Origin of the sequence: Actinomadura rupiterrae (genome assembly GCF_024172125.1) — a bacterium.
Classification (GTDB): domain Bacteria; phylum Actinomycetota; class Actinomycetes; order Streptosporangiales; family Streptosporangiaceae; genus Spirillospora; species Spirillospora rupiterrae.
Genome location: NZ_JAMZEA010000005.1, coordinates 502,515 through 528,594, shown reverse-complemented (window position 1 = coordinate 528,594; position 26,080 = coordinate 502,515). Strand labels below are relative to the sequence as shown.

Annotated in this window: 21 protein-coding genes; 12 read left to right on the top strand and 9 right to left on the bottom strand. The window is 72.7% G+C overall.

Annotated features, from left to right (window positions below):
• Nucleotides 1-9: 9 nt before the first annotated feature.
• Nucleotides 10-1,302, bottom strand: a complete 1,293-nt coding sequence (locus FHU30_RS19220; RefSeq protein ID WP_253877529.1) for an MDR family MFS transporter — start codon at nucleotides 1,300-1,302, stop codon at nucleotides 10-12.
• 66 nt (nucleotides 1,303-1,368) lie between these two features.
• On the opposite strand from FHU30_RS19220, the gene FHU30_RS19215 reads away from it, so the two are divergent.
• Complete coding sequence (locus tag FHU30_RS19215; RefSeq protein WP_253877527.1) at nucleotides 1,369-2,367, top strand: ArsR/SmtB family transcription factor; 999 nt, start codon at nucleotides 1,369-1,371, stop codon at nucleotides 2,365-2,367.
• A 30-nt stretch (nucleotides 2,368-2,397) separates the two neighbouring features.
• Here the strand turns inward: FHU30_RS19215 and FHU30_RS19210 are convergent, their stop codons facing one another.
• Entirely contained in the window at nucleotides 2,398-3,438 is a 1,041-nt protein-coding gene (locus FHU30_RS19210; RefSeq protein WP_253877525.1) for a terpene synthase family protein, read from the bottom strand.
• 167 nt (nucleotides 3,439-3,605) lie between these two features.
• Here FHU30_RS19210 and FHU30_RS19205 point away from each other — a divergent pair, with 167 nt between their 5' ends.
• The 6 genes from FHU30_RS19205 to glnA2 all read left to right on the top strand — a co-directional run bounded on the left by FHU30_RS19205 (nucleotide 3,606) and on the right by glnA2 (nucleotide 9,682).
• Nucleotides 3,606-4,415, top strand: coding sequence for a substrate-binding periplasmic protein (locus tag FHU30_RS19205; RefSeq protein WP_253877524.1), 810 nt, complete (start codon nucleotides 3,606-3,608; stop codon nucleotides 4,413-4,415).
• 94 nt (nucleotides 4,416-4,509) lie between these two features.
• Nucleotides 4,510-5,319: an ABC transporter substrate-binding protein gene (locus tag FHU30_RS19200; RefSeq protein WP_253877522.1), complete on the top strand. Its 810-nt coding sequence runs from the start codon at nucleotides 4,510-4,512 to the stop codon at nucleotides 5,317-5,319.
• Between the two features lie 40 nt (nucleotides 5,320-5,359).
• Entirely contained in the window at nucleotides 5,360-6,151 is a 792-nt protein-coding gene (locus tag FHU30_RS19195) for an amino acid ABC transporter permease (RefSeq protein ID WP_253877520.1), read from the top strand.
• Nucleotides 6,152-6,257: 106 nt separating this feature from the next.
• A complete protein-coding gene (locus FHU30_RS19190; RefSeq protein ID WP_253877519.1) occupies nucleotides 6,258-7,022 on the top strand; it encodes an amino acid ABC transporter ATP-binding protein in 765 nt (254 codons plus the stop codon).
• A 59-nt stretch (nucleotides 7,023-7,081) separates the two neighbouring features.
• A protein-coding gene (locus tag FHU30_RS19185) for an IS5 family transposase (RefSeq protein WP_372503842.1) occupies nucleotides 7,082-8,000 on the top strand; the annotation gives its coding sequence in 2 pieces (ribosomal slippage) (nucleotides 7,082-7,431 and nucleotides 7,430-8,000; 921 coding nt in all).
• A gap of 320 nt (nucleotides 8,001-8,320) precedes the next feature.
• On the top strand, nucleotides 8,321-9,682 hold the full coding sequence (gene glnA2 / locus FHU30_RS19180; RefSeq protein ID WP_253877518.1) for a gamma-glutamylpolyamine synthetase GlnA2: 1,362 nt from the start codon (nucleotides 8,321-8,323) through the stop codon (nucleotides 9,680-9,682).
• A gap of 451 nt (nucleotides 9,683-10,133) precedes the next feature.
• Here glnA2 and FHU30_RS19175 read toward each other — a convergent pair whose 3' ends face one another.
• Entirely contained in the window at nucleotides 10,134-11,588 is a 1,455-nt protein-coding gene (locus tag FHU30_RS19175) for an FG-GAP-like repeat-containing protein (RefSeq protein WP_253877517.1), read from the bottom strand.
• 158 nt (nucleotides 11,589-11,746) lie between these two features.
• On the opposite strand from FHU30_RS19175, the gene FHU30_RS19170 reads away from it, so the two are divergent.
• Entirely contained in the window at nucleotides 11,747-15,673 is a 3,927-nt protein-coding gene (locus FHU30_RS19170) for a bifunctional [glutamine synthetase] adenylyltransferase/[glutamine synthetase]-adenylyl-L-tyrosine phosphorylase (protein WP_253878057.1), read from the top strand.
• Between the two features lie 288 nt (nucleotides 15,674-15,961).
• Here FHU30_RS19170 and FHU30_RS19165 read toward each other — a convergent pair whose 3' ends face one another.
• The gene (locus tag FHU30_RS19165) at nucleotides 15,962-16,759 is read right to left on the bottom strand and encodes a phosphatase PAP2 family protein (protein WP_253877516.1); all 798 of its coding nucleotides are present in this window, start codon (nucleotides 16,757-16,759) and stop codon (nucleotides 15,962-15,964) included.
• Nucleotides 16,760-16,771: 12 nt separating this feature from the next.
• On the bottom strand, nucleotides 16,772-17,734 hold the full coding sequence (locus FHU30_RS19160) for a phosphatase PAP2 family protein (protein ID WP_253877515.1): 963 nt from the start codon (nucleotides 17,732-17,734) through the stop codon (nucleotides 16,772-16,774).
• Between the two features lie 228 nt (nucleotides 17,735-17,962).
• Here FHU30_RS19160 and FHU30_RS19155 point away from each other — a divergent pair, with 228 nt between their 5' ends.
• On the top strand, nucleotides 17,963-19,588 hold the full coding sequence (locus tag FHU30_RS19155; protein ID WP_308211337.1) for an alpha/beta hydrolase: 1,626 nt from the start codon (nucleotides 17,963-17,965) through the stop codon (nucleotides 19,586-19,588).
• Nucleotides 19,589-19,898: 310 nt separating this feature from the next.
• Here FHU30_RS19155 and FHU30_RS19150 read toward each other — a convergent pair whose 3' ends face one another.
• Nucleotides 19,899-20,303, bottom strand: a complete 405-nt coding sequence (locus tag FHU30_RS19150) for an OsmC family protein (protein WP_253877514.1) — start codon at nucleotides 20,301-20,303, stop codon at nucleotides 19,899-19,901.
• Nucleotides 20,304-20,607: 304 nt separating this feature from the next.
• Entirely contained in the window at nucleotides 20,608-22,032 is a 1,425-nt protein-coding gene (glnA, locus tag FHU30_RS19145) for a type I glutamate--ammonia ligase (protein WP_253877512.1), read from the bottom strand.
• Nucleotides 22,033-22,207: 175 nt separating this feature from the next.
• On the opposite strand from glnA, the gene FHU30_RS19140 reads away from it, so the two are divergent.
• Entirely contained in the window at nucleotides 22,208-22,696 is a 489-nt protein-coding gene (locus FHU30_RS19140; protein WP_253877510.1) for an RDD family protein, read from the top strand.
• 376 nt (nucleotides 22,697-23,072) lie between these two features.
• On the opposite strand, the gene FHU30_RS19135 is transcribed toward FHU30_RS19140, so the two are convergent.
• Both FHU30_RS19135 and lipA read right to left on the bottom strand, forming a co-directional pair.
• A complete protein-coding gene (locus FHU30_RS19135) occupies nucleotides 23,073-23,768 on the bottom strand; it encodes a DUF4191 domain-containing protein (RefSeq protein WP_253877509.1) in 696 nt (231 codons plus the stop codon).
• Between the two features lie 23 nt (nucleotides 23,769-23,791).
• A complete protein-coding gene (gene lipA / locus FHU30_RS19130) occupies nucleotides 23,792-24,721 on the bottom strand; it encodes a lipoyl synthase (protein ID WP_253877508.1) in 930 nt (309 codons plus the stop codon).
• A gap of 114 nt (nucleotides 24,722-24,835) precedes the next feature.
• Between lipA and FHU30_RS19125 the strand changes: the two genes are divergently transcribed.
• Both FHU30_RS19125 and FHU30_RS19120 read left to right on the top strand, forming a co-directional pair.
• The gene (locus FHU30_RS19125; RefSeq protein WP_253877507.1) at nucleotides 24,836-25,159 is read left to right on the top strand and encodes a YbjQ family protein; all 324 of its coding nucleotides are present in this window, start codon (nucleotides 24,836-24,838) and stop codon (nucleotides 25,157-25,159) included.
• Between the two features lie 329 nt (nucleotides 25,160-25,488).
• Entirely contained in the window at nucleotides 25,489-25,950 is a 462-nt protein-coding gene (locus FHU30_RS19120) for a YfbM family protein (RefSeq protein WP_253877506.1), read from the top strand.
• Nucleotides 25,951-26,080 lie beyond the last annotated feature (130 nt).

Below are 26,080 nucleotides of genomic sequence, written 5' to 3'. Positions count from 1 at the left end.
AAGGAGCCGTCAGGACCGTTCCACGGCGGTCCGCCGCCGGATCGCCGGGCCGAGCGCCAGCTGGACGCCCGCCGCGACGAGCCCGAGCGCCCCGCAGACCGGCCACATCAGCGCCGAGCCGCCGAGCCCGAGCAGCTGCGTGCCGCCGAGCGGCGCCAGCATGAACCCGCCCGACCAGGCCAGCCCGTACAGCCCGCTGTAGCGTCCGCGCAGGTGCTCGGGGGCCAGGCCCGCCACGATCGCCTGCAGGACGGCCGCGCCCACGATCTCGCCCAGCGACCACACGACGACGGCGGCCGCGTACTGCCACGGCCGGGTCGCCAGCGCGGTGAAGCCGATCCCGACCGCGACGACCGCCATGCCGGTGGCCAGCACCAGCGCGTGGTCGCGCCGCGCCAGCCACGTGTTCACCAGCGGCTGGACGGTGATGATCACCACACCGTTGAGCGCGATGACCCAGCCGTAGGTGCCCGCGCCGAGGCCGTGCTCGCGCATCGCCATCGGCATCGTCGTCATCACCTGCATCAGGACGAACACGTACAGGCCGACGGTGAGCGTGAAGCCGACCATGACCCGGTCGCGCAGCACGTCCAGGAAGCCGCCGCGCGGGCCCCCGTCCGCGGTCCCGTCCGCCGGACGCTTCGGACGCGTCTCCGGCACGGCCCGCCAGACCAGCGTCCCGAACGCCGCGGCGGTCGCGGCGTCGATCCAGAACAGGGTGGTGAAGCCGGTGTGGGCGAGCGCCCCGGCCGAGGCCATCGCGACGGCCCAGCCGAGGTTCACCGCCCAGAAGTTGAGCCCGAACGCGCGCGCCCGGTCCGCCCCCGGGACGAGGTCGGCGACCATCGCCTGCGACGCCGGCCGGTACATGTCCATCAGCACGCCGAGCAGCCCGGCCGCCGCGATCAGGGGGACCAGGCCGCGGGCGTAGCCGAGCGCGAGCATCGCGACGCCGGTGCCGAGCGTGGACAGCAGCAGCGTCCGGCGCCGTCCGACGCGGTCGGCGAGCGTGCCGCCGAGGAACTGGCCGGCGAGCGAGCCCGCGCCGAGGACGGCCATCACGGCGCCCGCCTGCCCGAGCGACAGGCCGCGCGCGGTGGTGAGGTAGAGGCCGAGGAACGGCTCGACCATGGTGCCGAGCCGGTTGACGAGGCTGCCCGTCCACAGCAGCCAGAAGGCGCGCGGCAGGCCGCCGATGCGGCTGGCGAGGAAGGCGGGCAGGCGGGTCGGGGGGACGGCGAGGGGGGCTTGTCCGACGGCGGCGAGGGGGGCGTCTTCGAGGGATTCGTCGAGCGTGGTCACGGCTCGATGCTCGGGCCCGCGGGCCCGCCCGGATATTCATTTAGGCTGGGCTAAAGGATCGGGGGGATGATGATCGAGTTCGTGTTCACCCCGGACGACGCGGCCCGCGTCCGGTTCGCGTTCTCGCCGGTCTGGGAGGCGGTCGGGGCGCTGCGCGTGCTCGCCGACCCGTCCCGCCGCGCCCTGCACCTGCCGTGGCTGCGCGCCGTCCAGCCCCGGCTCGAAGGGCTCGACCTGCGGCTGCTGCGCGTCCTGGTGCCCGCCACCGGCTACGTCGCCGACTTCCTCACGCCGCCGCCGTCCACCCCGCTGCCGGACTTCGCCGCCGAGCTGGAGACGATCCTCGCCACCCCGCGCGAGGTCGTCGTCGAGGAGCTGCTGTGGTCGGGCAGCCGCGGCACGCCGCTGCTGCCACAGGGAAGGCGCGAACCGGCGCCCCCGGTGCAGCGCGGCCTGAGCGCCGACCCGGAGGCCACGCTCGAAACCGTCGCCGAGCAGATGGACCTCTTCCACCGCGTGGCCATCCAGCCCTTCTGGGGCCGCATCCAGGAGCTGCTGGAGGGTGACGTGCTGCGCCGCTCGCGCGCGCTCACCGAGCACGGCGCGGCGGGCGTGTTCGTCGGCCTGCACGAGACGGTCACGTGGGACAACGGCGTGCTGCGCATCGGCCGTCCGTGGGACTTCCACGGCGGCCTGGACGGCAAGGGCCTGCTGCTCGTGCCGAGCGTGTTCACCTGGCCGCGCGTCCAGGTCGTCGCGCCGCCGTACCAGGCGATGCTGAGCTACCCGGTGTCGGGCGTCGCGACGGTCTGGGAGACGCGCCCGGCGCGCCGCTCGGGGGCGCTCGGGGCGCTGGTCGGACGCGTCCGCGCCGAGGTCCTGCACGCGCTGGACGCGCCGTCGTCCACAACCGAGCTGGCCCGCCGCCTCGGCGTAACGCCGGGCGCGGTCAGCCAGCACCTCGCCGTCCTGCGCTCCTGCGACCTGGTCACCGGCCACCGCATGGGCCGCCGCGTCGTCTACGTCCGCACCCCCGCCGGCGACACCCTGGCCCGCATCCACTGACCCCCTCCGCACCAGCGCCGCGCGCGGGGGTCAGCGGAGGGAGGCGAGGGCGTCGAGGAGGCCGAGGGGGCGGCGCTCGTCCTGGTCGCCGGACGGGCGGGACAGGTCGTAGCGGCCGGACTCGACGAGCCAGTCGAGGTGCGCGCGCGGCGCGTCCAGCAGGACGGCGGTGACGCGGGCGGCGGCCGAGCGCTCCGCCTCGGGCAGCGCCAGCCGGTCCAGGGCGTCCGGCAGGACGCGGGCGGCGGCGGCCACGTCGGCGGCGCGGTGCACGATCCGGTCCACCGTCCAGTGCGCGGCCTGCGCGTCGGCGAAGCCGTAGGTGTGCATCAGCACCGCGACGAGGTTGTGCGCGTCGTCGTCCTGCCGCTCGCGCCGGAAGGACGCGAGGTCGTTGCACCAGGCCAGCAGGTCGGCGGTGCCCTCGGTGAAGGCCGTCCACGCCGGGACGGCCCGGACGCGGTCCGGCAGCTCGGCGCCGAGCACCGGCTCCACCAGGTCGAACAGGTGCGGCCCGCAGGCGCGGCGGCGCGCCGCCGCGTACCGGTCGGGCGGCGGGACGGTCCCCGTGCGCCGGTTCACCGCCTCCTCGGCGCAGCCCGACCGGTGGTCCTCCAGGTGCAGCAGGAACCGCCGCCGCCAGGCCGGGCTCATGCTCGGCGCGGTCTGCCGCCACAGCTCCACCAGCGTGCTCTCCAGCGGACGCGCGCCGGGACGGGCCGAACCGCGCCGCAGCGCGCGCAGCAGGTCGTCGTACAGCTCGCAGACGGCCGTGGCGCTGGCCGCGAGCGGCGGCCGGTCGAGGAGGTCGTCGAGCGCGAACGTCCAGGTCAGCCAGTGCCCGAACAGCTCGACGCGGTCCAGCGGCGCGGTCCGGAACAGCCGCGCGGCGAGCCGGTCGCAGCGGGCCCGGCCGAGCGGCGAGGTGTCCGGGTCGCCGATCACCAGGCCGTGCGCGCGGGTCCAGCCGGCCAGCCGCTCGCCCAGCGGCCACGCGCCCGGATGCATGCCGGACGGGGCGGCCAGCGAGGCCACCCGGTCGGTCAGCGAGAGCAGCAGTGAGACGTCCACGACCCGGCCCACGCTAGTGATCACCGTCGCCGCGCCCGGACGACCGCCACGTCAATTTTCGGAAAACGGCGGCGCCCCCGCCGGACGCGCCGCGCGAGCGCGGGGCGTGGGAGGCTCCGGGGGCGTGGGATAGTCGTTCGAGATCCCCTGCGCACAAGGAGCAGAGCGTGTCCGGACGTTCCCTTGCCCGCCTCTCGCAGGCAGCCGCCGTCGTGCTGGCGGCGTCCCTCGCCGCCGCCGGATGCGGCACGCGCGAGGGCGAGGTGAAGGGGGTCGCGCTGGTCGACCGCTCGCGGCTGACGGTCTGCACGCACGTCCCGAACCCGCCGTTCGAGGAGCGCCGGAACGGCCGCTTCGTCGGGTTCGACATGGACCTGATGGGCCTGGTCGGCAAGCGGCTCGGCGTCCCGGTGAGCGTCCGGCAGACGGCGTTCGACCCGCTCCGGTCCGGCTCGGCGCTCAGCGCGAGCCGCTGCGACGTCATCGCGGCGGCCGTGCCGATCACGCCGTCGCGCGCCTCGGACGTGGGCCTGTCCAAGCCGTACTTCGATGTCTACCAGACCGTCGTCGGACGCAAGGGACCGGCCCTGACCAGCCCGGACGCCCTCAAGTCGGCGCACCTTCGGGTCGGGACGCAGGCGCTCACCCAGGGCGAGCGGTACCTCCGCGACGCCGACCTCGACACGGTCTCGTTCAAGACCCCCGAGGCCCTGCTCAACGGCCTGCGGACCCACCAGGTGGACGTCGTGGTCGAGGACCACCCGGTCGTCCTGCGCTGGCTCCGCGACCCGGCCAACGCCGCGTTCACCGCGCGCGGGCGTTTCGGCACCGGCGAGCAGTACGGGTTCATGATCAGTAAAGACACCGCCCCGGCGCTCCTGCGGTTCGTCGACGCGACCCTCGGCCAGGCCCGGGCGGACGGCTCCTACCAGCGCCTTTACCAGAAGTGGATCGGGCCCCTGCCCGCCGTCCGCTGACGGCCGCGACCTAAGCTGGTTGTGGGGGTTCGTCCAGTTCCGGGCGTGGTAGAAATCGTCTCCACGTGCATCACGAAACCCCCTGGAGGATCACGTGTCCACACGCATTCCGCGGCTCAGCGCGCTGGCGGCGGCGGCCGCGGCGCTGGCGCTCACCACCCTGTCCGCGTGCGGCGGCAGCGACAAGGGCGTGACCGTGCAGGGCGCCAAACTGGTCACGAAGGGCCAGCTCACGACCTGCACGCACCTGCCCTACCCGCCGTTCCAGTTCGAGAAGGGCGGCAAGGTCGTCGGTTTCGACGTGGACCTGATGGACCTGGTCGCCAAGAAGCTCGGCGTGACCCAGAAGGTCGTGGACACGCCGTTCGAGACCATCAAGACCGGCGCGGCCCTGAACGCCGGGAAGTGCGACGTCGCCGCGGCGGGCATGACGATCAAGCCCGAGCGCGCGAAGTTCATCGACTTCACCAAGCCCTACTTCGAGGCCACCCAGGCCGCGATGTCGAAGAAGGGCGCCTCCTTCCCGGCCGTGGCCGACCTGAAGAAGGCGAAGGTCGGCACCCAGGCGTCCACCACGGGCGAGGACTTCGTGCACGGCGCCAAGATCGACTCGGTCTCGTTCGACGACTCGGCGGCGCTGCTGAACGGCCTGCGCACCGGCAAGGTGGACGTCATCGTCGAGGACTACCCGGTCGTCCAGGGCTGGCTGAAGGACCCGGCGAACGCCGCCTACGCCGTCGCCGGCAACTACAACACCGGCGAGCAGTACGGCTTCGCGGTCCGCAAGGGCAAGAACAACGGCCTGAAGGACGTCATCGACAGCGTCATCGCCCAGTCCCGCTCGGACGGCTCCTACAAGGCCATCTACGAGAAGTGGATCGGTCCGATGCCCGAGGGGCACTGACGTGGCGGCGGGTTCCGGGACCGCCGCGCGGCGCGGGGGGATGACCCGAAGGCAGCGCCGGCGGCTGGTCCTGGGCGGCGAGTACGGGATCTTCGTGATCGCCGTCGTGCTGCTCGTCGCCCTCGCCGACTGGCGGTCGCTGCACGAGAACTTCTTCAACTGGTCGGTCGCCAAGGGCCTGTTCCCCGACATCATCACCGTCGGGCTGCGCAACACGGTGCTCTACACGGTCACCGGGTTCGCGCTCGGCCTGGCCGGCGGCCTGCTGCTGGCGCTGATGCGGCTGTCGTCGGTGCTGCCGTACCGGTGGTTCGCGATGGCCTACATCGAGGTCTTCCGCGGTGTCCCGGCACTGCTGATCTTCATCTTCGTGGGCACCGGCATCCCGCTCGCGTTCCCCGGCAGCAACCTGCCCGGCGGCGTGTACGGGCAGGCCGCCGTGGCGCTCGGCCTGGTGTCGGCCGCGTACATGGCCGAGACCATCCGCGCGGGCATCGAGGCGGTGCCGCGCGGCCAGACCGAGGCGGCCCGCTCGCTCGGCATGTCGCAGTCCCGGGCGATGCGGACGATCGTCGTCCCGCAGGCGTTCCGGGTGGTCATCCCGCCGCTGACCAACGAGCTGGTGCTGCTGTTCAAGGACTCCTCGCTGGCGCTGTTCATCGGCGTGTCGCTGACCCAGCGCGAGCTGACCAAGTTCGGGCGCGACCTGGCCAGCCAGCAGGGCAACACCACGCCGATCGTGGTGGCGGGCATCTGCTACCTGCTGATCACGATCCCGCTGGGCTACCTCGCCCGGCGGCTGGAGGAGCGCCAGAAGCGAGGCCGCCGATGAACGCGACCGAAAGCACGGCACGCGGCCCGGCGGCCGGAGGCACGGCAGCGAGCGCGGCCGGAGGCACGGCGGCGCGAGGCACGGCGGCCGGAAGGCGGGGGCGGCGATGAGCGCGATCGAGGTCAAGGGACTCCGGAAGACCTTCGGGACGCTGGAGGTGCTGCGCGGGATCGACCTGGACATCGAGTCCGGCGAGGTGGTGTGCGTGATCGGGCCGTCCGGCTCGGGCAAGTCCACCCTGCTGCGCTGCGTGAACCTGCTGGAGCAGCCGACCGCCGGGAGGATCGCGGTGGACGGCGTGGAGCTGACCGACCCGGACGTGGACATCGACGCCGCCCGCCGCCGGATCGGGATGGTGTTCCAGTCGTTCAACCTGTTCCCGCACCTGACCGTCCTCGGGAACGTCATGGTCGCGCAGCGCAAGGTGCTCAAGCGCGACAAGGCCGAGGCGGAGCGGGTCGCCCGCGCCAACCTGGAGCGGGTCGGCCTGGCCGACAAGGTGGACGCCTACCCCGAGAAGCTGTCGGGCGGGCAGCAGCAGCGCGTCGCGATCGCCCGCGCCCTCGCGATGGACCCGAGCGTCATGCTGTTCGACGAGCCGACGTCCGCGCTGGACCCCGAGCTCGTCGGGGACGTCCTCGGCGTGATGCGGTCGCTCGCGGACGAGGGCATGACCATGGTCGTGGTCACGCACGAGATGAGCTTCGCCCGCGAGGTCGCCGACCGGGTGGTGTTCATGGACGAGGGCGCCGTGGTCGAGCAGGGCCCGCCGGCCCGCGTGATCGCGAGCCCGGAGCACGCCCGCACCCGCACCTTCCTCGCCCGTGTCCTCGACCCGGCCGCCGCCCGCGTCGGCGAACTGGAGGACTAGGGCCTGTCTGACAAAAGATCGTGTTGGTCGGGGTTGGTCGGGGTTGGATGATCGTTGTGGTGAGACGTGGTGAGTTGACCGATGCGGCCTGGGCGCAGATCGAGCCGTTGTTGCCGCAGGGGGTTGGGCCGGGTCGTCGGTGGCGAGACCACCGGCAGGTGCTCAACGGCATCTTGTGGCGGTTGCGGACAGGGGCGCCCTGGCGGGATGTTCCCGAACGGTACGGACCCTGGCAGACCTGCTACGAGCGGTGGAAACGCTGGGACGAGGACGGCACCTGGCCCCGTCTGCTGGAGCATCTGCAGGTCAAGGACGACGCGGTCGGCCAGGTGGACTGGACCTTCAGCATCGACTCCTCCATCGCCCGCGCGCACCAGCACGCCGCCGGAGCCCGCAAGGGCGGGGCCCCGGAAAAGGGGGACCTTGCAGGGGACGATCAGGCAGGGTGATGATCAAACCACCCAAGCCGCGCAGGGGCTGGGTCGATCGCGAGGCGGCCTGACCACCAAGCTGCATCTGCTCGTCGACGGCCGTGGCCTGCCGATGGCCGTGCTGATCACCGGCGGGAACGTGCACGACTCGGTAGTGCTGGAGCAGATCCTGGCTCAGGTCAGGGTCGCACGGCCCGGCGGCGGGCACCCCCGCACCACCCCGGACGTGCTGATCGGTGACAAGGCGTATTCGGCCCGGCGGATCCGCGTCTACCTGCGCCGTCGCCGGATCCACACGGTGATCCCGCAACCCCGCGATCAGCAGGCCAACCGGGCCCGCAAGGGCAGTCGCGGCGGCCGGCCACCCACCTTCGACACCCAGCTCTACAAACAACGCAACGTAGTGGAACGCTGCTTCGCCAAGCTCAAGCAGTTCCGCGCGATCGCTACCCGTTTCGACAAGCTGGCCAGCCGCTACCGATCCGGCGTCCTGCTGGCCAGCCTCGTCCTGTGGCTCCGCCACCACGAATTGTCAGACAGGCCCTAGCCGTCCAGGGACCCCCGACCCGGCAACGGGCCGGGGGCCCGACCAAGCCCGAGCAAAGGCGGGCAAAGGGTGGGCGTGTCGGGGCGGTAAGGAGCGGGCGGAAGGGACGCTGCTGTGCCCTTTCGTCCGCCGTATGGCAGAGTTGGCGACGCGGGGCACCATGTCCGCAACGCTCGCATCGGCGGCGTTTCCGCTGGAAGGCCGCCTGCGGGACGTGCACCGTGACGTAACGTCGCGGTAACAGCGGCCGGTCATACTGCACAGTGCCGGACCCGGCGTCCACCGCCGACCGGGGACGGCGTCGCACGAGGGAGAGGGCTTTGGACCGTCAGCAGGAGTTCGTGCTCCGCACGCTGGAGGAGCGGGACATCCGCTTCATCCGGCTGTGGTTCACCGACGTGCTGGGCTTCCTGAAGTCCGTCGCCGTCGCGCCCGCCGAGCTGGAGGGCGCCTTCGGCGAGGGCATCGGCTTCGACGGCTCGGCGATCGAGGGCTTCGCCCGGGTCTACGAGGCCGACATGATCGCCAAGCCCGACCCGTCCACCTTCCAGGTGCTGCCGTGGCGCAGCGAGACACCCGGCGCCGCCCGGATGTTCTGCGACATCCTGATGCCGGACGGCACGCCGAGCTTCGCCGACCCGCGCTACGTGCTCAAGCGCGCCCTCGCCCGCGCCGCCGACCTCGGCTTCACCTTCTACACCCACCCGGAGATCGAGTTCTTCCTGCTCCGGAACCAGCCCGAGGACGGCCGCGAGCCCGAGCCGGTGGACCAGGGCGGCTACTTCGACCACACCCCGCACAGCGCCGCGCACGACTTCCGGCGCAACGCGATCATGATGCTGGAGTCGATGGGCATCTCGGTGGAGTTCAGCCACCACGAGGGCGCCCCCGGCCAGCAGGAGATCGACCTGCGGTACGCCGACGCGCTCACCACCGCCGACAACATCATGACGTTCCGGCTGGTCATGAAGGAGGTCGCGCTCGAACAGGGCGTGTACGCCTCGTTCATGCCCAAGCCGTTCACCGACCACCCCGGCTCCGGCATGCACACCCACATGTCCCTGTTCGAGGGCGACAAGAACGCCTTCTACGAGCCGGGCGCGGAGTTCCAGCTCTCCAAGGTCGGCCGCGCGTTCATCGCGGGCGTGCTGCGGCACTCCGCCGAGATCACCGCCGTCTGCAACCAGTGGGTGAACTCCTACAAGCGGCTGTGGGGCGGCGTCGGCTTCTCCGCGGGCGCGGGCGGCGAGGCCCCGTCCTACATCTGCTGGGGCCACAACAACCGGTCCGCGCTGATCCGCGTCCCGATGTACAAGCCCACCAAGGGCCACTCGACCCGCGTCGAGTTCCGCTCCCTGGACACCGCGGCCAACCCCTACCTCGCGTTCGCCGCCATCCTCGGCGCCGGCCTGAAGGGCATCGAGGAGGGCTACGAGCTGCCCCCGGGCGCCGAGGACGACGTCTGGGCGCTCACCTCGGCCGAGCGCCGCGCCATGGGCATCGAGCCGCTCCCGCAGAGCCTGGACGAGGCGATCCACGCCATGGAGCGCAGCGAGCTGATGGCGGACGTCCTCGGCGAGCACGTGTTCGACTTCTTCCTGCGCAACAAGCGCCAGGAGTGGGAGGACTACCAGCGCCAGGTCACCGAGTACGAACGCCGCCGGCTCATCGCCATCCTCTGACCCGTCCGGGCAGAACGACGCCCGGGCCGCAACGCAACGCCGCCCGTGCAACCACGCCAAGCACCACCGACCGGCACCGACAGCCGACAGCGCCCGCCAGGCTGCGGCAAGCGATAGCGGCGGTCGGCAACGGCTACAGGCAGCGGCGGCCAACCGCGGCGGCCGACAGTTGCGGCTGGCAGCGGTGGCCCGGCAGGCAGCGGCGACCGACAACGACGAGCGGCAACCGCGGATGGCAGCGGTGAGTGGCAACCGCGACCAGCAGCGGCGGCCGACAGCGCCCGCCAGGCAGCGGCGATCGGCAACGGCGGTCGGCATGGCGCGCGGCGGCGGCTACCGGCAGTGGCGGCCGGGCGGCGGTGAGTGGGAATGGCGGGCGGTAGCGGTGAGCGGCGGTGTCCGGCAGGCAGCGGCGGCCAGGTGAAGGGGCTGGCCGCCGCCGCTGCGGGGGCTAGCGGACGATGCCCGAGCCCAGTTCGGGGTTGTGCTTCACCCGGAGGGTGAACGGGCTGATCCAGGTCATGCCCTTGATGAGCGGGCCGCCCTTGCCGCCGGGCAGGAAGTAGAGCGCGCCGTACACGTCCGAGTGGTGCGGGTAGGCACGGCCGTCCGCGCCGACGACGAGGTCGGCCTTGCCGTCGCCGTTCAGGTCCTGCAGGGCGACGGCCCCGCCGAACCCGTCGCCCTCGCGGACGGGGCCGGGCATCCCGGCGACGGACAGGTTGACCGACCGGGCGCCCTTGCCGGTGAGGCCCTTGCGCGTGCCGTAGAGCACCGAGACCGCGCCGGTGGACCTGGCCTTGCCGATGACGGTGCCCGGCGAGCCGACCGCGACGTCCGCCAGGCCGTCTCCGTTGACGTCGCCGACCGCGAGGGACGCCCCGAACTCGTCGCCCTTCGCGCCCGCGCCCGGCACGCCCGGCGTGTCCTTGGAGAACGCGACGGGCTTGCCCAGCCCGGACTTCCCGCCGTACAGGACGGCGATCTGGCCCGCCGCCCGGCCCGTGTACTTCCGGACGACCAGGTCCGCGCGGTGGTCGCCGTTGACGTCCCCGGCGGCGAGCTGCCCGTACGGCCAGGTCGTGCCGAAGCGCTTCGCCGCGCCGAGGCCCTTCGCCGAGCCGTACCGGACCTCGCCGAAGCCGGCCTTGCGCGGCCCCTCGTCCACCCACGAGTCGAAGGTGAGCGCGAGGTCGGCCTTGCCGTCGCCGTTGAAGTCGGCCGCGGTGGCGCGCAGCCACTCGTCCTCCTCCACGGACTTGGTGACGCGGACGACCGCCGGCTTCACGGCCGCCGCGCCGAGGTGCGCGTACATCCGGTAGTAGAAGTAGCCGTCGGTCGAGACGTCCCTGTCCACGGCGACGAGGTCCTGCTTACCGTCGCCGTCGAAGTCGGCGGCGACGAGCTGGCCGACGACCGGGCCGCGCAGGTTCACGTACCGGTTGGTGAGGCCCTTGGGTCCGCCGTAGACGACGACCGCGCCGGACACCTTCTCGTCCCGCGCCCAGGTGGACACGGCGAGGTCGGCGTAGCCGTCGCCGTCGAAGTCGGCGCTGGTGGCGACGTCGCCGTAGGACTCGCTGGAATCCGGCTGCGTGGGCAGACCCAGGCTGCCGCGCGTGTAGCCGTTCGCCTGGGCCGGGAGCGGGCCGTGCGGTCCGGTCGGGACGACGATGATCCGGCCGCTGTGCCCTCCGACGCCGGCGCCGCCGCCGTTGGGCAGGATCAGCTCGCGGCGCCCGTCGCCGTCGAGGTCGCCGGGCCTGGCGGGACGGTGGCCGGTGGCGGCCGTGACCTCCGCCGCCGACACATGGGACCCGTCCAGGGCGGCGAGCGTGACGGCGGATCCCGCCACCAGGGCTCCCGCGGCCAGCGAACCGGCCGCGGCGAGCGTGCGTCTTCTCATGCGGAACTCCTGTCTCCGGGGTGGGACGGGGGTCGCACACCACCCCCGCGTATGTGGTCGCGCGAAGATCGACTCCGGTTCGCGCCGTGGCCGTTTCGTGATCGCGACGCGGACTCCCCACCCGGACGGCTCCGGCGGATTACGGTGGTCGGGTGAGCATGCCGAGCGCACCCGACCGCCGCCCCTCGCTGCCGACCCGACTGGCCCGGCTCGGCTTCGGCGACGCGGCAGGGGCCGAGCGGCTGCTGGCCGAGGCGGGGCCCGCGGTCACGGCCGAACTGCTCGATGACCTGGGCACCACGTCCGATCCGGACCTCGCGCTGCGCGGCCTGCTGCCGCTCCTCGCGGGCGCCGAGCGGGCCGGGGAGGCCGCGGCCCTGGCGACCGCGCTCGCCACCGAACCGGCCGTCCGGGAGCGGCTGCTGGCCGTCCTCGGCGTGTCGTCCGCCCTGGCCGACCACCTCGCCCGGCACCCGTCCCATTGGCGCGTCCTCCGAACCCCAAAAGGCCCGCCCGAAACCCCCACCCCAACCGCCCCCGCCACCCCGAGCGACGCCGCCACGGATCCCGCCCCTCCGGACGAGGCCGCTGCGGACGCCGCCGCTCCGGACGAGGCCGATGCGGACGCCGCCGCTCGCAGCGATGCCGCCGAGGCCGCCGCGGCTCCGGGTGCGCCCGCCGAGAGCGTCGCCGACCCGAGCATGAACGCGGACGCGACCGCCAACGCGGACGCGGACGCCTCCGCCAACGCCAACGCGACCGCCAAGGCGGACGCGCACGCGGGCGCGGGCGCGGGGGGCGTGGTTGCGCTGGACGTGCCGGTCCCGGCCGTCCCTGGTGCGGGTGAGCAGGACGAGACTTCGGCCGAGGGGTTGGAGGCGCGGCGGGAGTTCCTGGTCGCCGTGGGGGCGGATCCGGACGCGGCCGAGCCCGTCGCCCGGGACGCGTCCACGGACACGCTGGTGGACCTTCGGGTCGCCTACCGGAGGCGGGTGCTCATGCTCGCCGGATGCGACCTCACCGGCAGGCTGGACGTCGCGCAGGTCGCGGCCGAGCTCGCCGACCTGGCGTCCGCCGCGCTCACGGCGGGGATGGCGATCGCCCGCGCGGAGGTTCCCGAGTACGCGGACTGCCGCCTCGCGGTGATCGGGATGGGCAAGTGCGGCGCGCGCGAGCTGAACTACGTCAGCGACGTGGACGTGATCTTCGTCGCGGAGGCGCGCGAGGGCCGTCCGGAGGACGCCGCGCTGCGCACCGCCACCCGTCTCGCCGCCGCGACCATGCGGGCGTGCTCGGCCAGCACCCCCGAGGGCGCGCTGTGGGAGGTGGACGCGGCGCTGCGGCCCGAGGGCAAGTCCGGCCCGCTGGTCCGGACGCTCGCCAGCCACCGCGCCTACTACGAGCGCTGGGCCAAGACCTGGGAGTTCCAGGCGCTACTGAAGGCACGTCCGGTCGCGGGGGACGCCGAGCTGGGCGCGCAGTACGCCGAGGCGATCGGCCCGATCGTGTGGCGGGCCGCCGAGGGCGAGAGCTTCGTCGAGGACGTCCAGGCGATGCGCCGCCGCGTCGAGGCCGACCTGAACCAGCGGACCGCCGAGGCGGAGCGGCAGCTCAAGCTGGGGCCGGGCGGGCTGCGCGACGTCGAGTTCGCCGTCCAGCTGCTCCAGCTCGTCCACGGGCGGTCGGACGAGTCGCTGCGCGCCCGCGACACGCTGACCGCGCTCGCCGAGCTGTCCGAGGGCGGCTACGTCGGACGCGACGACGCCGCCGCGCTGGCCGCTGCGTACCGGTTCCTGCGCCGCGTCGAGCACCTGGTGCAGCTGCACCGCCTGCGCCGCACCCACCTGGTCCCGGACGACCCGGCCGACCTGCGCCGCCTCGGCCGCGCCCTGGGCCTGCGCACCGACCCGGTGGGGGAGTTCACCGCGCTGTGGCGGCGGCACGCCCGCGAGGTCCGGCGCATCCACGAGAAGCTGTTCTACCGGCCACTGCTGCGCGCGGTGGCGCGGCTGCCCGAGGAGGAGGTCCGCCTCACGCCGGACGCCGCGCGCGCCCGCCTGGAGGCCCTCGGCTACCGCGACCCGGCTGGAGCGCTCCGGCACATCCAGGCGCTGACGTCCGGCGTGTCCCGGCGCGCCGCGATCCAGCGGACGCTGCTTCCGGTCATGCTCGGCTGGTTCGCCGACGCGCCCGACCCGGACGCGGCGCTCCTCGGCTTCCGGCAGGTCAGCGACGCGCTCGGCACGACCCCCTGGTACCTGCGGCTGCTTCGGGACGACGTGACCGTGGCCGAGCGCATGGCACACGTCCTCGGCTCCAGCCGGTACGCCACCGACCTCCTCCTGCGCGCCCCCGAAGCCGTCGCCATGCTGGGCCGCGAACCCGAACCAAGACCGCGCCCCGCCCTCTCCCTCCGCACCGAAGCCCTAGCCGCCGTCCGCCGCCACACCGCCCCCCCACCAAACCCCACCCCCTCCCCAACCACCACACCGTCCCCGGATGCCGCGCGGCCGCCGGGCGCCGCGCCGTCGCCGGGCGCTGCGTCCTCACCGGGTGCTGCGCCGTCCCCAGGTGCCGCGTCCGCGCGGGGCCCTGCTCCGTCGCCGGGCGCTGCGTCCTCATCGGGCGCTGCTCCGTCGCCGAATGCTGCGCCGTCCCCGAGCACCGCGTCCTCGCCGCCCGCCGCGCCGCCGCCGAGCGCCGCGCCGTCCCCACAGACCGCACCCTCGCCGGATGCCGCGCCGTCCCCGAACGCCGCGCCGTCGCCGGGCGCCGCGCCGTCGCCGCGCACCGCGCCCTCGCCGAACGCCTCGCCGTCGCCTGACACGACGGCCTCACCGAACACCGCGTCCTCGCCCAACGCCGCGCCATCCCCGAACGCCGCGCCATCCCCGAACACCGGGGCTTCACCGCGCACCACGGGCTCGCAGCGCACCGCGTCCTCGCCGCGCCCCGCCGCCTCACCGCGCCCCGCCGCCTCACCGCGCCCCGCGGCCGTCGCCGTCTCTGCCGAGGACGCGGTGACGGCGGTTCGGGCCGTCCGGCGGCGGGAGCTGTTCCGCGTGTCGGTCGCCGACCTGCTGGGGCACCTCGACCCGGTCGCGGTCGGGGAGGCGCTGACCGACATCGCCGCGGTGACGCTGGAGGCCGCGCTCCAGGCCGCGATCGGCAAGATCGAGGTGGAGCGGCGCGGGCCGCTGCCGACCGCCATGGCGATCGTCGCGATGGGCCGGTTCGGCGGGCACGAGCTCGGCTACGGCAGCGACGCGGACGTGATGTTCGTGCACGACCCCCGTCCCGGCGCGGACGACCGGGACGCCGCGTCCGCCGCGCACGCCGTCGCCGAGGAGCTGAGGCGGCTGCTCGCGCTGCCCGCCCCGGACCCGCCGCTCAAGATCGACCCGGACCTGCGGCCCGAGGGCAAGGCCGGGCCACTCGTGCGCAGCCTGGCGTCCTACGCGGCCTACTACGGCCGCTGGTCGGAGCCTTGGGAGAGCCAGGCTCTGCTCCGCGCCGACCCGCTGATCGGCGACCCGGCGCTGTGCGAGCGGTTCCGCGCGGTCATCGACCCCGTCCGCTGGCCCGAGGACGGCGTCAACGACGACGCGGTCCGGCAGATCCGGCGGCTCAAGGCCCGGATGGAGTCCGAGCGGCTGCCGCGCGGCGTGGACCGCCGCCAGCACCTCAAACTCGGCCCCGGCGGGCTCTCCGACGTGGAATGGGTGGCCCAGCTCGTCCAGCTCCGGCACGCGCACGAGACGCCCGCGCTGCGCACCACCCGCACCCTCGCCGCGCTGGACGCCGCCGTCGCCGCCCGCCTGCTGGACGCCGACGACGCCGTCGAACTCGCCGCCGCCTGGCGCCTGGCCACCCGCATCCGGTCCGCGATCGTGCTGGTCAGGGGCCGTCCGTCCGACCTGCTGCCGACCGACCACCACCTGGAGCGCAGCGCCGTCTCGCAGGTGCTCGGCTACCCCACCGCCGGCGACATGCTGGAGGACTACCGCCGCCACGCCCGCCGCGCCCGCACAGTAGTGGAACGTACCTTCTACGGCGAACCAGAAGGCTTCTCCCACCTCCCATAGCCCCAAACAGGCGCGCCCACTACGTCCGAGCCCGGCCGCGCCCGGACGCGCTGACACCCGGGCGCACCCGACGCGCAAACCCCGTGTCGCCCACGCCCCGCTGAGCCAGGACGCGTCCGTCGCGCTGGCGCCGGGGCGCGTACAGCGCAGCGGGCTAACGCCAGGACGCGTCCGGCGCGAACGCCAGGGCGCGCACAGACGCGCTGATGCCAGGGCATGGCCGTCGCGCTGGCGCCGGGGTGTGTGCGGCGTGCTGGCGCCAGGGTGGGCTGCGGGTGCAGGCAGGGGTTAGCCGCAGGCTTCTCGGCCGGGGGAGCGGCGGAACCAGAGGACCAGGACGCGGGCGCCGCCGTAGGCGAGGACGAGGCCGAGCGCGCAGGCCGTCGCGCCGCCCACGGCGTCCAGGAGGTAGTGGTTGGCGGTGCCCATGATCACCAGGACCGTGGCGACCGGGTAGAGCGCGGCCAGGACGACGGCCCAGCGGCGCCGGGTGATCAGGATGATGGAGGCCGCGCACCACATCGACCAGGCGGTGTGCATGGACGGCATCGCCGCGTACTGGTTCGACACCGATGCGGTAGGCCCGGAGTCGTAGATGCCCCACGTGTGGAAGCTGATCACGGTGTCGTTGAAGCCCGCCAGCATGCGTGGCGGGGCCAGCGGGTACAGCCAGAAGCCGGCCAGGCCGATCAGCGTCATGATGAACAGCGCGCTGCGGCTCACCCGGTAGGCCTCGGGATGTCGCCAGTACAGCCACACCAGGACGCCGATGGTCATGATGAAGTGCATCGTCGAGTAGAAGTAGTTCGCCGGGACCGCGATCCACGCGTGGTCGACGAACAGCCGGTTCAGCGAGTACTCGACGTCGAAGCCGATCTTGGTCTCGGCGTTCAGCAGGTCGTGGCCGTGCTGGAGCGCCAGCGCCCGCTCGGTCGGCACCAGGTTGCGGATGAACTCGTAGGCGAAGTAGCAGATCAGGACGATCGCGAGCTCGGACCACAGGCGCGGCCTGGCGACCGTCCCCGCCGGGCCGCCCGGCCGGGCCGGGCCCGGTCCGGTCCCCGCTCGGTCCGCCGTCCTGGCCATGATCCCAGCATCTCAGACACGATCCGCGGACCCGGCACCGGCCACCGTCCGAAGTCGAACCATTACCCTCGTTCGACCCGTTCGCACCCTGGACCCCACCCGCGCGCGGGCCCGGACCAGGACCTCCGGCGTCCGCCGGTACAGCACCCAGGACACGGCGAGCGAGCCCACGATGAGCGCGATCCCGATCACCGCGTCCAGGATGTAGTGGTTCGCGGTCGAGAGGATCACCAGCACGGTGGTGACCGGGTAGACCACGCCGAGCGCCTTGACCCACTTCTGCGTGCCCAGCCGGACCAGGACGAACCCGCACCAGAGCGACCAGCCCGCGTGCATCGACGGCATCGCCGCGTACTGGTTGGTCATCGTGCCCGCGGAGTCGCCGGAGTACAGGCCGAAGGTGTGCAGCGCGGTCACCGGGTCGACGAACCCGGCGCCGCCGAGGAAGCGCGGCGGGGCCAGCGGGTACAGCCAGAATCCGATCAGCGCCAGCCCGGTCGCGATCATCACCGCCGCGCGCAGCCACCGGTACTCCGACGGCCGGTACCGGTACAGCCAGACCACCAGGCTCAGCGTCACCACGAAGTGCATGCTCGCGTAGAACAGGTTCGCGGCCTTGGCCAGCCAGTGGACGTCCAGCAGCCACCGGTTGAGGTCGAGCTCCATGTCTATGCCGAGCGTCCGCTCCAGATTGAGGATGTCGTGCGCGTGCTGGAACGCCGGGCCCGTGCCGTCCTGGGTGAGGACGATGCGGGTCAGCGTGTAGGCCGAGTAGAACAGGGCGATCAGCACGAACTCGCGCCAGAGCGGGGGCGCGGTGGAGTAGCCGGTGCGCAGGACGCGCGCGAACCGGGTGAGGCGGCCGGCGGACGGAGGGGTTTCCGCCGTGTCCCGGCGCGGCCTGGGCACGCGCCCGGTCGGGGCGGCGGCCTCCTCGGTCTGGCCGCGGGGAGCTGCTGGGGCGGTTTGGGCCATGCTACCTATCTTTGCCGCGCGGCCACCTGTTTGAGATCACCGCGACGAATGGTCTTCATCTCAGCCTTGAGTAGTACGTCCCGGCGGGCGATTCCGGACTTCAGGGTGAGGGGCCCTGGCACCCGCAGGCGGCGCGAACTCGACCTGATCGGGAGTCAGCATAGGAGCCCAGGGGTAGATCATGGATCGCCCCCCGCGGAACCACTGGGGGGACGAATGTTGCAGAAGGTGCCACTGAGGCAGGCCGGGGCGGTTATCACCCTCGTCCTGGCGGGTTTCGGCCTGTCCGGATGCAAGGGAGGGAAGGACGCCGCTACACCGTCCGGCAGCGGGCGCGCCTCGTCCGCTGAGGGGAGTTCCGCCGGGAGTTCCATGCCGTCCCCGTCCAGTCCGTCCGGCGGCGGCACCGCGGCCGCGCTGCCCGCCTCGATCACCGGGCAGCGCCCGGCCTGGGCGCCCTGCACCGGGATGCCCGCCGACGCGCCCGCCAGCAGCGGCCAGAAGGGCGCGCCGAGCTGCGCCAAGATCAAGGTGCCGCTCGACTACGCGCACCCCGGCGGCGGAACCGTCGACCTCGCCCTGCTCCGCTTCCCCGCGACCGACCCCGCCCACCGCATCGGCTCCCTGCTGTTCAACTTCGGCGGCCCCGGCGCGAGCGGCACCGACACCCTCGGCCAGGCCGCCGGCCAGTTCCAGAACCTCGGCAAGCGCTACGACCTGGTCGGGTTCGACCCGCGCGGCGTCGGCCGCAGCACCGCCGTCCGCTGCCTGGACGACCGGGCCCTGGACAAGTTCACCTCGTCCGACTCCACCCCGGACGACGCGTCCGAGGAGAAGGCCCTCACCGACGAGGATGCCGCCTACGTGCGGAGCTGCGCCAGCAACTCCGGCACACTTCTTCCGCACGTTGGAACATTGACGGCGGCCCGCGACATGGACGTCATCCGGTCCGTCCTGGGCGACGCGAAGCTGCACTACTTCGGCATCTCCTACGGCACCTGGCTCGGCGCGAACAACGCCCACCAGCTGCCCGGGAACGTCGGGCGGGCCGTCCTGGACGGCGCCGTCGACACCAAGATCAGCGGGATCGACCTCGCGCTGCAGCAGTCCGCCGCGTTCCAGCGCGCCCTGGGCAACTTCGCCGCGTACTGCGCCGGCCTCGGCCGGGCGCAATGCCCGATGGGTACCGACAAGAACGCGGTCGTCGCGTCCGTCCAGAAACTCCTGGACGGCCTGGACGCGCACCCCGTGAACACCCAGCAGCGGCGGCCGCTCACCCAGTCCCTCGGCGAGACCGGCGTCTCGGCGGCGCTCTACGACCAGACGTCCTGGAAGATCCTCGCGGCCGGGCTCGACCGCGCGGCCAAGGGCGACGGCACCCTTTTGCTCACGCTCGCCGACCTTCAGAACGGCCGCGACGAGAACGGGCACTACTCCAACCTCCTGGCCGCCTACACGGCCATCAGCTGCGCCGACACCACCGAGCGCTACACCGTCCAGGACGTCAAGCGCGAGCTGCCCCGGTTCCGCAACGCCTCGCCTATCTTCGGGCCGTCCGCCGCGTGGGGCCTGCTGAGCTGCAGCGGCTGGCCGTACAAGGGGGACGACGCGGCGAAGGAGGTCTCCGCGCCGTCCGCCGCGCCCATCGTCGTCGTCGGCAACGAGGGCGACCCGGCCACCCCGTACGCCTGGGCCCCGGCGCTCACCAGGGAGATCGGCGGCCGGGCCGTCCTGCTCACCCTCAAGGGCCAGGGCCACGGCGCCTACCTCACCGGCGACCGCTGCATCGTGAACGCCGTCGACTCCTACTTCCTCGACGGCAAGGTCCCGCCCCCCAACACCACCTGCACCTGACCACACCCGGGGTGAGTGAACACTCACAACCAACAAGTGTTCACTCACCCCACCTGTCCGCACTCCCAAACGAGCACCCACCCACCACAAGTGAGCATTCACCCACCACAAGTGAACACACTCACCCCAGCGCTTCACCTCGGCCCGGTGTCTCATCGGGGCCTGGCGCCTCACGGCGGCTCGGTGTCTCACGGCGGCTGGGTGTCTGACCGCGGCTGAGTGCCTCACCTCAGCTGAGGGGAGGCGCTGCTACCTGGTGCCTCACCGCGGCTCGGCGTGGCAACCTGCCCCGGTGCCTCACCGCGGTTGGTCAGTCGACGGGGACGATCTGCTCTACGGTCATCGGCTCCTTGAGGGCGTTCCCGACCGTGCAGTACTTCTCGTGCACGCGCTTGGCGACGGCCTGCAGCACCTCGGCGGCCTTCTCGTCGCCCTCGGGCAGCTCCACGTCGTACGTGATGGTGATCGTGCCCAGCTTGCTGGTCTCGATCTTCTCCGCCTTGACGTCCGCGGCGAGGCGCACCATCTGATGCCCGCGCTTGGCGGTCAGCGGCTCCACGGTCACCAGCTCGCACCCGGCCAGCGCCGTCAGCAGCAGCTCGACCGGTGTGAACACGCCGTCCTCGTCGCCGCTCCCGATCGCCACGGACGCACCGCGCCCGTTCGTCCCGACGAACCCGCCGTCCGCAGTCCGCTCGACCCGCACCTCGGCCATGGCGTTCTCCTTGATCGTTCCAATATCCGTCCCATCCCAACACGAAGCGCCCCCGAGAAGTTCCCGGGGGCGCTCCAAGCAGACGAACCACGCCACTTCAACGCCCGGATCGACCACCCTGACCCGTGCGCCGGGCGGCCCTCGCCGTCCGGCGGCCGGGTGGCCAAGCCGTTCCGGTGGCCGGATGGGTCTCGCCGTCCAGCGGCCGGGCAGGCAGCAGGCCAGCCCGTTCCAGCGGCCGGGCGGGCCAGCCCGGGTTCAGCGGTCGGATCGGTCTCGCCGGTCCGGACGGGTGGGGCGGTTCTTAGACGTCGTAGTAGAGCTCGAACTCGTGGGGGTGGGGGCGGAGGCGGATGGGGTCGATCTCGAAGTCGTGCTTCATCGAGATGTAGGTCTCGATGAGGTCCGGGGTGAAGACGCCGCCTTCCAGGAGGTAGTCGTGGTCGGATTCCAGGGCGGACAGGACGGCCTCCAGCGAGCCCGGGACCTGCGGGATGGCGCGGGCCTCCTCCGGCGGGAGCTCGTAGAGGTCCTTGTCCACCGGCTCGGCCGGCTCGATCTTGTTCTTGATGCCGTCCAGGCCGGCCATCAGCATGGCGGAGAAGGCCAGGTACGGGTTGCAGGACGGGTCCGGGACGCGGAACTCGATGCGCTTGGCCTTCGGGTTCGAGCCGGTGATCGGCACGCGGATGCAGGCGGACCGGTTGCGCTGCGAGTAGACCAGGTTCACCGGGGCCTCGAAGCCCGGCACCAGGCGGTGGTAGGAGTTCACCGTCGGGTTGGTGAAGGCCAGCAGGGACGGCGCGTGCCGGAGCAGGCCGCCGATGTAGTAGCGGGCGTTGTCGGACAGGCCCGCGTAGCCGACCTCGTCGTAGAACAGCGGCGAGCCGTCCTTCCACAGCGACTGGTGGCAGTGCATGCCCGAGCCGTTGTCGCCGAAGATGGGCTTCGGCATGAAGGTCACCGTCTTGCCCGCGGCGCGCGCGACGTTCTTGACGATGTACTTGTAGAGCATCAGGTTGTCGGCGGTCTTCAGCAGCGTGTCGAAGCGGAAGTCGATCTCTGCCTGGCCCGCCGTGCCGACCTCGTGGTGCTGCATCTCGACGTGGATGCCGGACCGGAGCAGCTGCTCGACCATCTCCGACCGCAGGTCGGTGTAGTGGTCCATCGGCGGGACGGGGAAGTACCCGCCCTTGTACGGGGGCTTGGCGCCGAGGTTGCCCTCGGCCTCCTCGCGGCCGGTGTTCCACGCGCCCTCGACCGAGTCGAGGTAGTAGTAGCCCGCGTTCTGCTTGGTCTCGAACCGGACGTCGTCGAAGATGTAGAACTCGGCCTCGGGGCCGAAGTAGCACGTGTCGGCGAGGCCGGTGCCGCGCAGGTAGTCCTGCGCCTTCTTCGCGACGTTGCGCGGGTCGCGGCTGTACGGCTCGCCGGTGAGCGGGTCGTGCACGAAGAAGTTCAGGATGAGCGTCTTGTGCTGGCGGAACGGGTCGAGCACGGCCGTCCCCGGGTCGGGGAGCAGCAGCATGTCGGACTCGTGGATCTCCTGGAACCCGCGCACCGACGAGCCGTCGAACATCAGCCCCTCGGTGAAGACGCCCTCCCCGAAGCTCTCCACGGGGAAGGTGAAGTGCTGCATCTTGCCGGGCAGGTCCACGAACCGGCAGTCCACGAAGCGGACGCCCTCGTGGTCGATAAAGTCCAGGACCTCTTTGGCGCTGCTGAACATTCAGCCTCCTTCGGGGCGCTCTTGGCTTCCGCACCATCCCAGGGAGCCGTTACCCGTCCATGTCCCATGTGTTTCAGCTGTGTTAAGCGTCACTCGGTGATGTCGGTCACATCCGGTCAGAACGCCCGTGCCGACCCGCATCCGGACGGCTCCGGGGACCGGATAGCGTAGGGGCATGGCAAGCGGTAAGCAGCGGGAGGCCACCGGCACGCGGTGGACCCAGACGTGGCTCGGCGGCGCGGCGTCCGCCGGGGTCGACCTCGGCACCCCGGGGGCCCGGCTCGGGCTGCCCAAGGAGGGGCCCGGGGCCGTCGCGACCTACGGGCGCCGGATCGTCGCGCTGCTCGTCGACCTGCTCGTCGCCGCGCTCGTCGGCGCCCTTTTCGCCAAGGCGCTGCACTGGAGCCCCGCGACCCGCTCGATCGCCAACACCGGCGTGTTCGCCGCCATGGTCTGGCTCCTCACCGCCACCCTCGGCGTCACCATCGGCAAGCGCCTCTGCGGCCTGCGCGTCGTCCGGCTGGACGGCCGCCCGGTCGGCTTCCTGTGGGGCCTCGTCCGGACGTTCCTGCTCGTCCTGGTCGTCCCCGCCCTCATCTGGGACCGCGACTACCGCGGCCTCCACGACCGCGCCGCCAACACCGTCGTCGTCCGCGCCAAGTAGCCGCCCATCGTCCGCACCAACCGGTCGGACGGCGTGCGCGCCAACCGGTCGGACGGCGTGCGCGCCAACCGGTCGGACGGCGTGCGCACCGACCGGCGTGCGCGGCAACCGGTCGGACGGCGTGCGCACCGACCGGCGTGCGCGGCAACCGGTCGGACCGCGTGCACGGCAACCGGTCGGGCAGCGTGCGCGCTGAGTGGACGATCGTCACCCGCGCCGAGTGATCGGTCCTGCGTGCGCCGAGCGGGTGGGCGTCGTCCGCGGCAGTGGTCGGTCTCGTCTGCGGCGAGTGGTCCGGGCGGTGCGCACCAACCGGCATGCGAAAACGGGAGGGCTCCCCGAGTGGGGAGCCCTCCCGTTCGGTTGGTGCAGGGGCTCAGCGGGTTTTGGGCTTGGGGCCGCGGGGCATGCGGGCGCCCTTGGGCATGGGGCCCTTCGGCATCTGCATCGCGCGGGGGAGCGCGGACAGGCGGCTGTTGACGTCCGAGACCTGCGCCTTGGTCAGGTTGCGGGGGAGCTTCATCAGGTGCCGCTGGAGCTTGTCCACCGGGATCTGGCCCTCCTCGTCCCCGACCTGGATGTCATAGATCGGGACGGACGGGACGGCGCGCGAGATGCGCTTCTTCTCCGCGCCGAGCAGCGGCCCGACCCGGCTGCGCGGGCCCTCGGAGACGATCACGACGCCGGGGCGGCCGACCGCGCGGTGCACCATGTCCAGGTTGCGGTTGCCGGAGACGGCCTCGGTGACCGTCCAGCCGCCGCGGGTGTTCTTCAGCACCGCCGCGGCCGCGCCCGGCTGCCCGGCGATCACCGAGTACTGGGCGCGCTGCGCGAGCTGGCCGAACACGATCATGCCGACCGCGACCGCCGCGAGCACGCCCAGCGGGATGAAGAACCACAGGCTGCCGACGAACAGCCCGATGGCGACGACGACGACCAGGGTCCCGAGCGCGGCGGCGAACACGATCGGGAGGGCCTTGGGGTTCGCCTGGTGGAGCACCTGGGCGACCATGCGGATCTGCTTGAGGCGGCCCGGACGCTCCTGGGCCCCGTCCGTGGGCTTGTTCGACATGTCTCTAAGGATAGTGCTCGTGCTCAGCGCTCTCGCGCCTCGACGGCCTGCTTGTAGAGCCGTCCGGCCCGGTAGCTGGACCGGACGAGCGGGCCCGACATGACCCCGGCGAACCCGATCTCCTCGGCCTCGGCCGACAGCTCGACGAACTCCTCCGGCTTGACCCAGCGCTCGACCGGGTGGTGCCGCGGCGACGGGCGCAGGTACTGCGTGATCGTGATCAGCTCGCAACCCGCCTCGTGCAGGTCGCGCAGCGCTTCGGAGACCTCCTCGCGGGTCTCGCCCATGCCGAGGATGAGGTTGGACTTGGTGACCAGGCCGTCCTCGCGCGCCCGCGTGATCACTTCGAGCGACCGCTCGTACCGGAAGCCGGGCCGGATCCGCTTGAAGATCCGCGGGACGGTCTCGACATTGTGCGCCAGCACCTCGGGCCGCGAGGAGAACACCTCGGCGAGCTGGTCCGGGTCGGCGTTGAAGTCGGGGATCAGCAGCTCGACTCCGCAGCCGGGCACGGCCGCGTGGATCTGCCGGACGGTCTCGGCGTACAGCCAGGCCCCGCCGTCCTCCAGGTCGTCGCGGGCGACGCCGGTGACGGTCGCGTACCGCAGGCCCATCGTCGCGACGGACTCGGCGACCCGGCGCGGCTCGTCCCGGTCGAACTCGGCGGGCTTGCCGGTGTCGATCTGGCAGAAGTCGCAGCGCCGCGTGCACTGGTCGCCGCCGATGAGGAAGGTGGCCTCGCGGTCCTCCCAGCATTCGAAGATGTTGGGACAGCCCGCCTCCTGGCAGACCGTGTGCAGACCCTCGGATTTCACCAGCTGGGTCAGCTCGCGGTACTGCGGGCCCATCTTCAGCCGGGTCTTGATCCAGTCCGGCTTGCGCTCGATGGGGGTCTGGCTGTTCCGTACCTCGATGCGGAGGAGCTTGCGCCCCTCGGGTGTCGCCGTCGTCACCCCCACAGGGTACGTCCCGATCTCCAAGCCCCGCACCTCGCCCGTCCCGCCGGGGGTTGCGGGCGGGGCCGCGGCGGGTAGGAGGGGGGCGCGGCGGCGGACGGAAGGGGAGCCATGCTGATCAGCACGATGAACGACCTGCCGGGCTACGAGGTGACCGAGGTGCTCGGGGAGGTGTTCGGGCTGACCGTCCGCAGCCGGCACCTGGGGTCGCAGATCGGCGCGGGCCTGAAGTCGATGTTCGGCGGCGAGCTCAAGGGCATGACCAAGATGCTCGCGGAGAGCCGGATCGAGGCCCAGAACAGGCTCATCGAGGCCGCGCAGGAGCGCGGCGCGGACGCCGTCCTGGCGATGCGGTTCGACGCGAACGACCTCGGCGACCTCGGCCAGGAGATGGCCGCGTACGGCACCGCCGTCAAGGTGCGCAAGCTCACCTGACCCCCGCCGCCGAAACCGCCCGGTTTCCGCGCCGAAGCCCGCCCAGGGGTGCGCACCGAAGCCCGCCCGACGCCCGGTGCCGAGCCCGCCCGACGCCCGGTGCCGAAGCCTGCCCGATGCTCGGTGCCGAACCCGTCCGAGGCTGGGCGCCGAGGGGCGGCCGAGGTTCCGTGCCATAGCCCATTCGCGCTTCTGCCGAAGCGGATTCGCGCGTTTCCACCCTGTGTAGCCGTGGATCTCTTAAGGTGACAGCCTGTCGCCGCACGCAGTCGCAAGTGGAGAGTAGGGCCGTGGTGGGTCTCGCGTTGTCGTATCTGAGGGTGCCGCCCGTGCTGGAGGGGGAGACCGACCCCGCGCGGATGGCGGCCGCGTCGGTCGCCGGGGACGGCCCCGGCGACGGTCACGACGGCCGCGCCCTCGATCTCGGCGGCGACTGGCAGGTGCTGCACTGGCTGCTCACCGGGGACGCCTGGGACGGCCGCCAGCCCGAGGCGGACGTGGTCTGCGGCGGCCGCCTGCTCACCGAGGACGGCGCGGACGCGACCGGCGCCGATGTGATCTACCTCGCGCCCGAGCGGGTCAAGGCCGCCGCGGCGCACCTGGACGCGACGCCCTTCGCGTCCCTCGCCGAGCGCATGGACGCCGCTGCGATGATCGCCGCGGGCGTCCAGGACGCCGAGGTTCCGGACCCGGCGGCCCGCCTGCGCCCCGCCTACGCCCGCCTGACGGCGTTCTTCCGCGCGGCGGCGGGCGAGGGCCAAGCCGTCCTCAAGGTCCTCCGCCAACCCTGACACCGGAGCGCGCAGACCCGGCAACCCTGACACCGGAGCGCGCGGATCCGCCAACCCTGACGCCAAGCGAACCCTGGCAACAGGACGTGCGGACCCGGCTGCTCTGTCCGAATTCGCGCGTCCGGGGACG

Excerpts from the sequence above, each read along its gene's own strand:
- FHU30_RS19170 (WP_253878057.1), top strand. The coding sequence starts at position 11,747 with ATGCCGAGCGCACCCGACCGCCGCCCCTCGCTGCCGACCCGACTGGCC.
- FHU30_RS19140 (WP_253877510.1), top strand. The coding sequence starts at position 22,208 with ATGGCAAGCGGTAAGCAGCGGGAGGCCACCGGCACGCGGTGGACCCAG.
- FHU30_RS19160 (WP_253877515.1), bottom strand. The coding sequence starts at position 17,734 with ATGGCCCAAACCGCCCCAGCAGCTCCCCGCGGCCAGACCGAGGAGGCC.
- FHU30_RS19195 (WP_253877520.1), top strand. The coding sequence starts at position 5,360 with ATGACCCGAAGGCAGCGCCGGCGGCTGGTCCTGGGCGGCGAGTACGGG.
- FHU30_RS19135 (WP_253877509.1), bottom strand. The coding sequence starts at position 23,768 with ATGTCGAACAAGCCCACGGACGGGGCCCAGGAGCGTCCGGGCCGCCTC.
- FHU30_RS19215 (WP_253877527.1), top strand. The coding sequence starts at position 1,369 with ATGATGATCGAGTTCGTGTTCACCCCGGACGACGCGGCCCGCGTCCGG.
- glnA (WP_253877512.1), bottom strand. The coding sequence starts at position 22,032 with ATGTTCAGCAGCGCCAAAGAGGTCCTGGACTTTATCGACCACGAGGGC.
- FHU30_RS19190 (WP_253877519.1), top strand. The coding sequence starts at position 6,258 with ATGAGCGCGATCGAGGTCAAGGGACTCCGGAAGACCTTCGGGACGCTG.
- FHU30_RS19175 (WP_253877517.1), bottom strand. The coding sequence starts at position 11,588 with ATGAGAAGACGCACGCTCGCCGCGGCCGGTTCGCTGGCCGCGGGAGCC.
- FHU30_RS19165 (WP_253877516.1), bottom strand. The coding sequence starts at position 16,759 with ATGGCCAGGACGGCGGACCGAGCGGGGACCGGACCGGGCCCGGCCCGG.
- FHU30_RS19125 (WP_253877507.1), top strand. The coding sequence starts at position 24,836 with ATGCTGATCAGCACGATGAACGACCTGCCGGGCTACGAGGTGACCGAG.
- FHU30_RS19150 (WP_253877514.1), bottom strand. The coding sequence starts at position 20,303 with ATGGCCGAGGTGCGGGTCGAGCGGACTGCGGACGGCGGGTTCGTCGGG.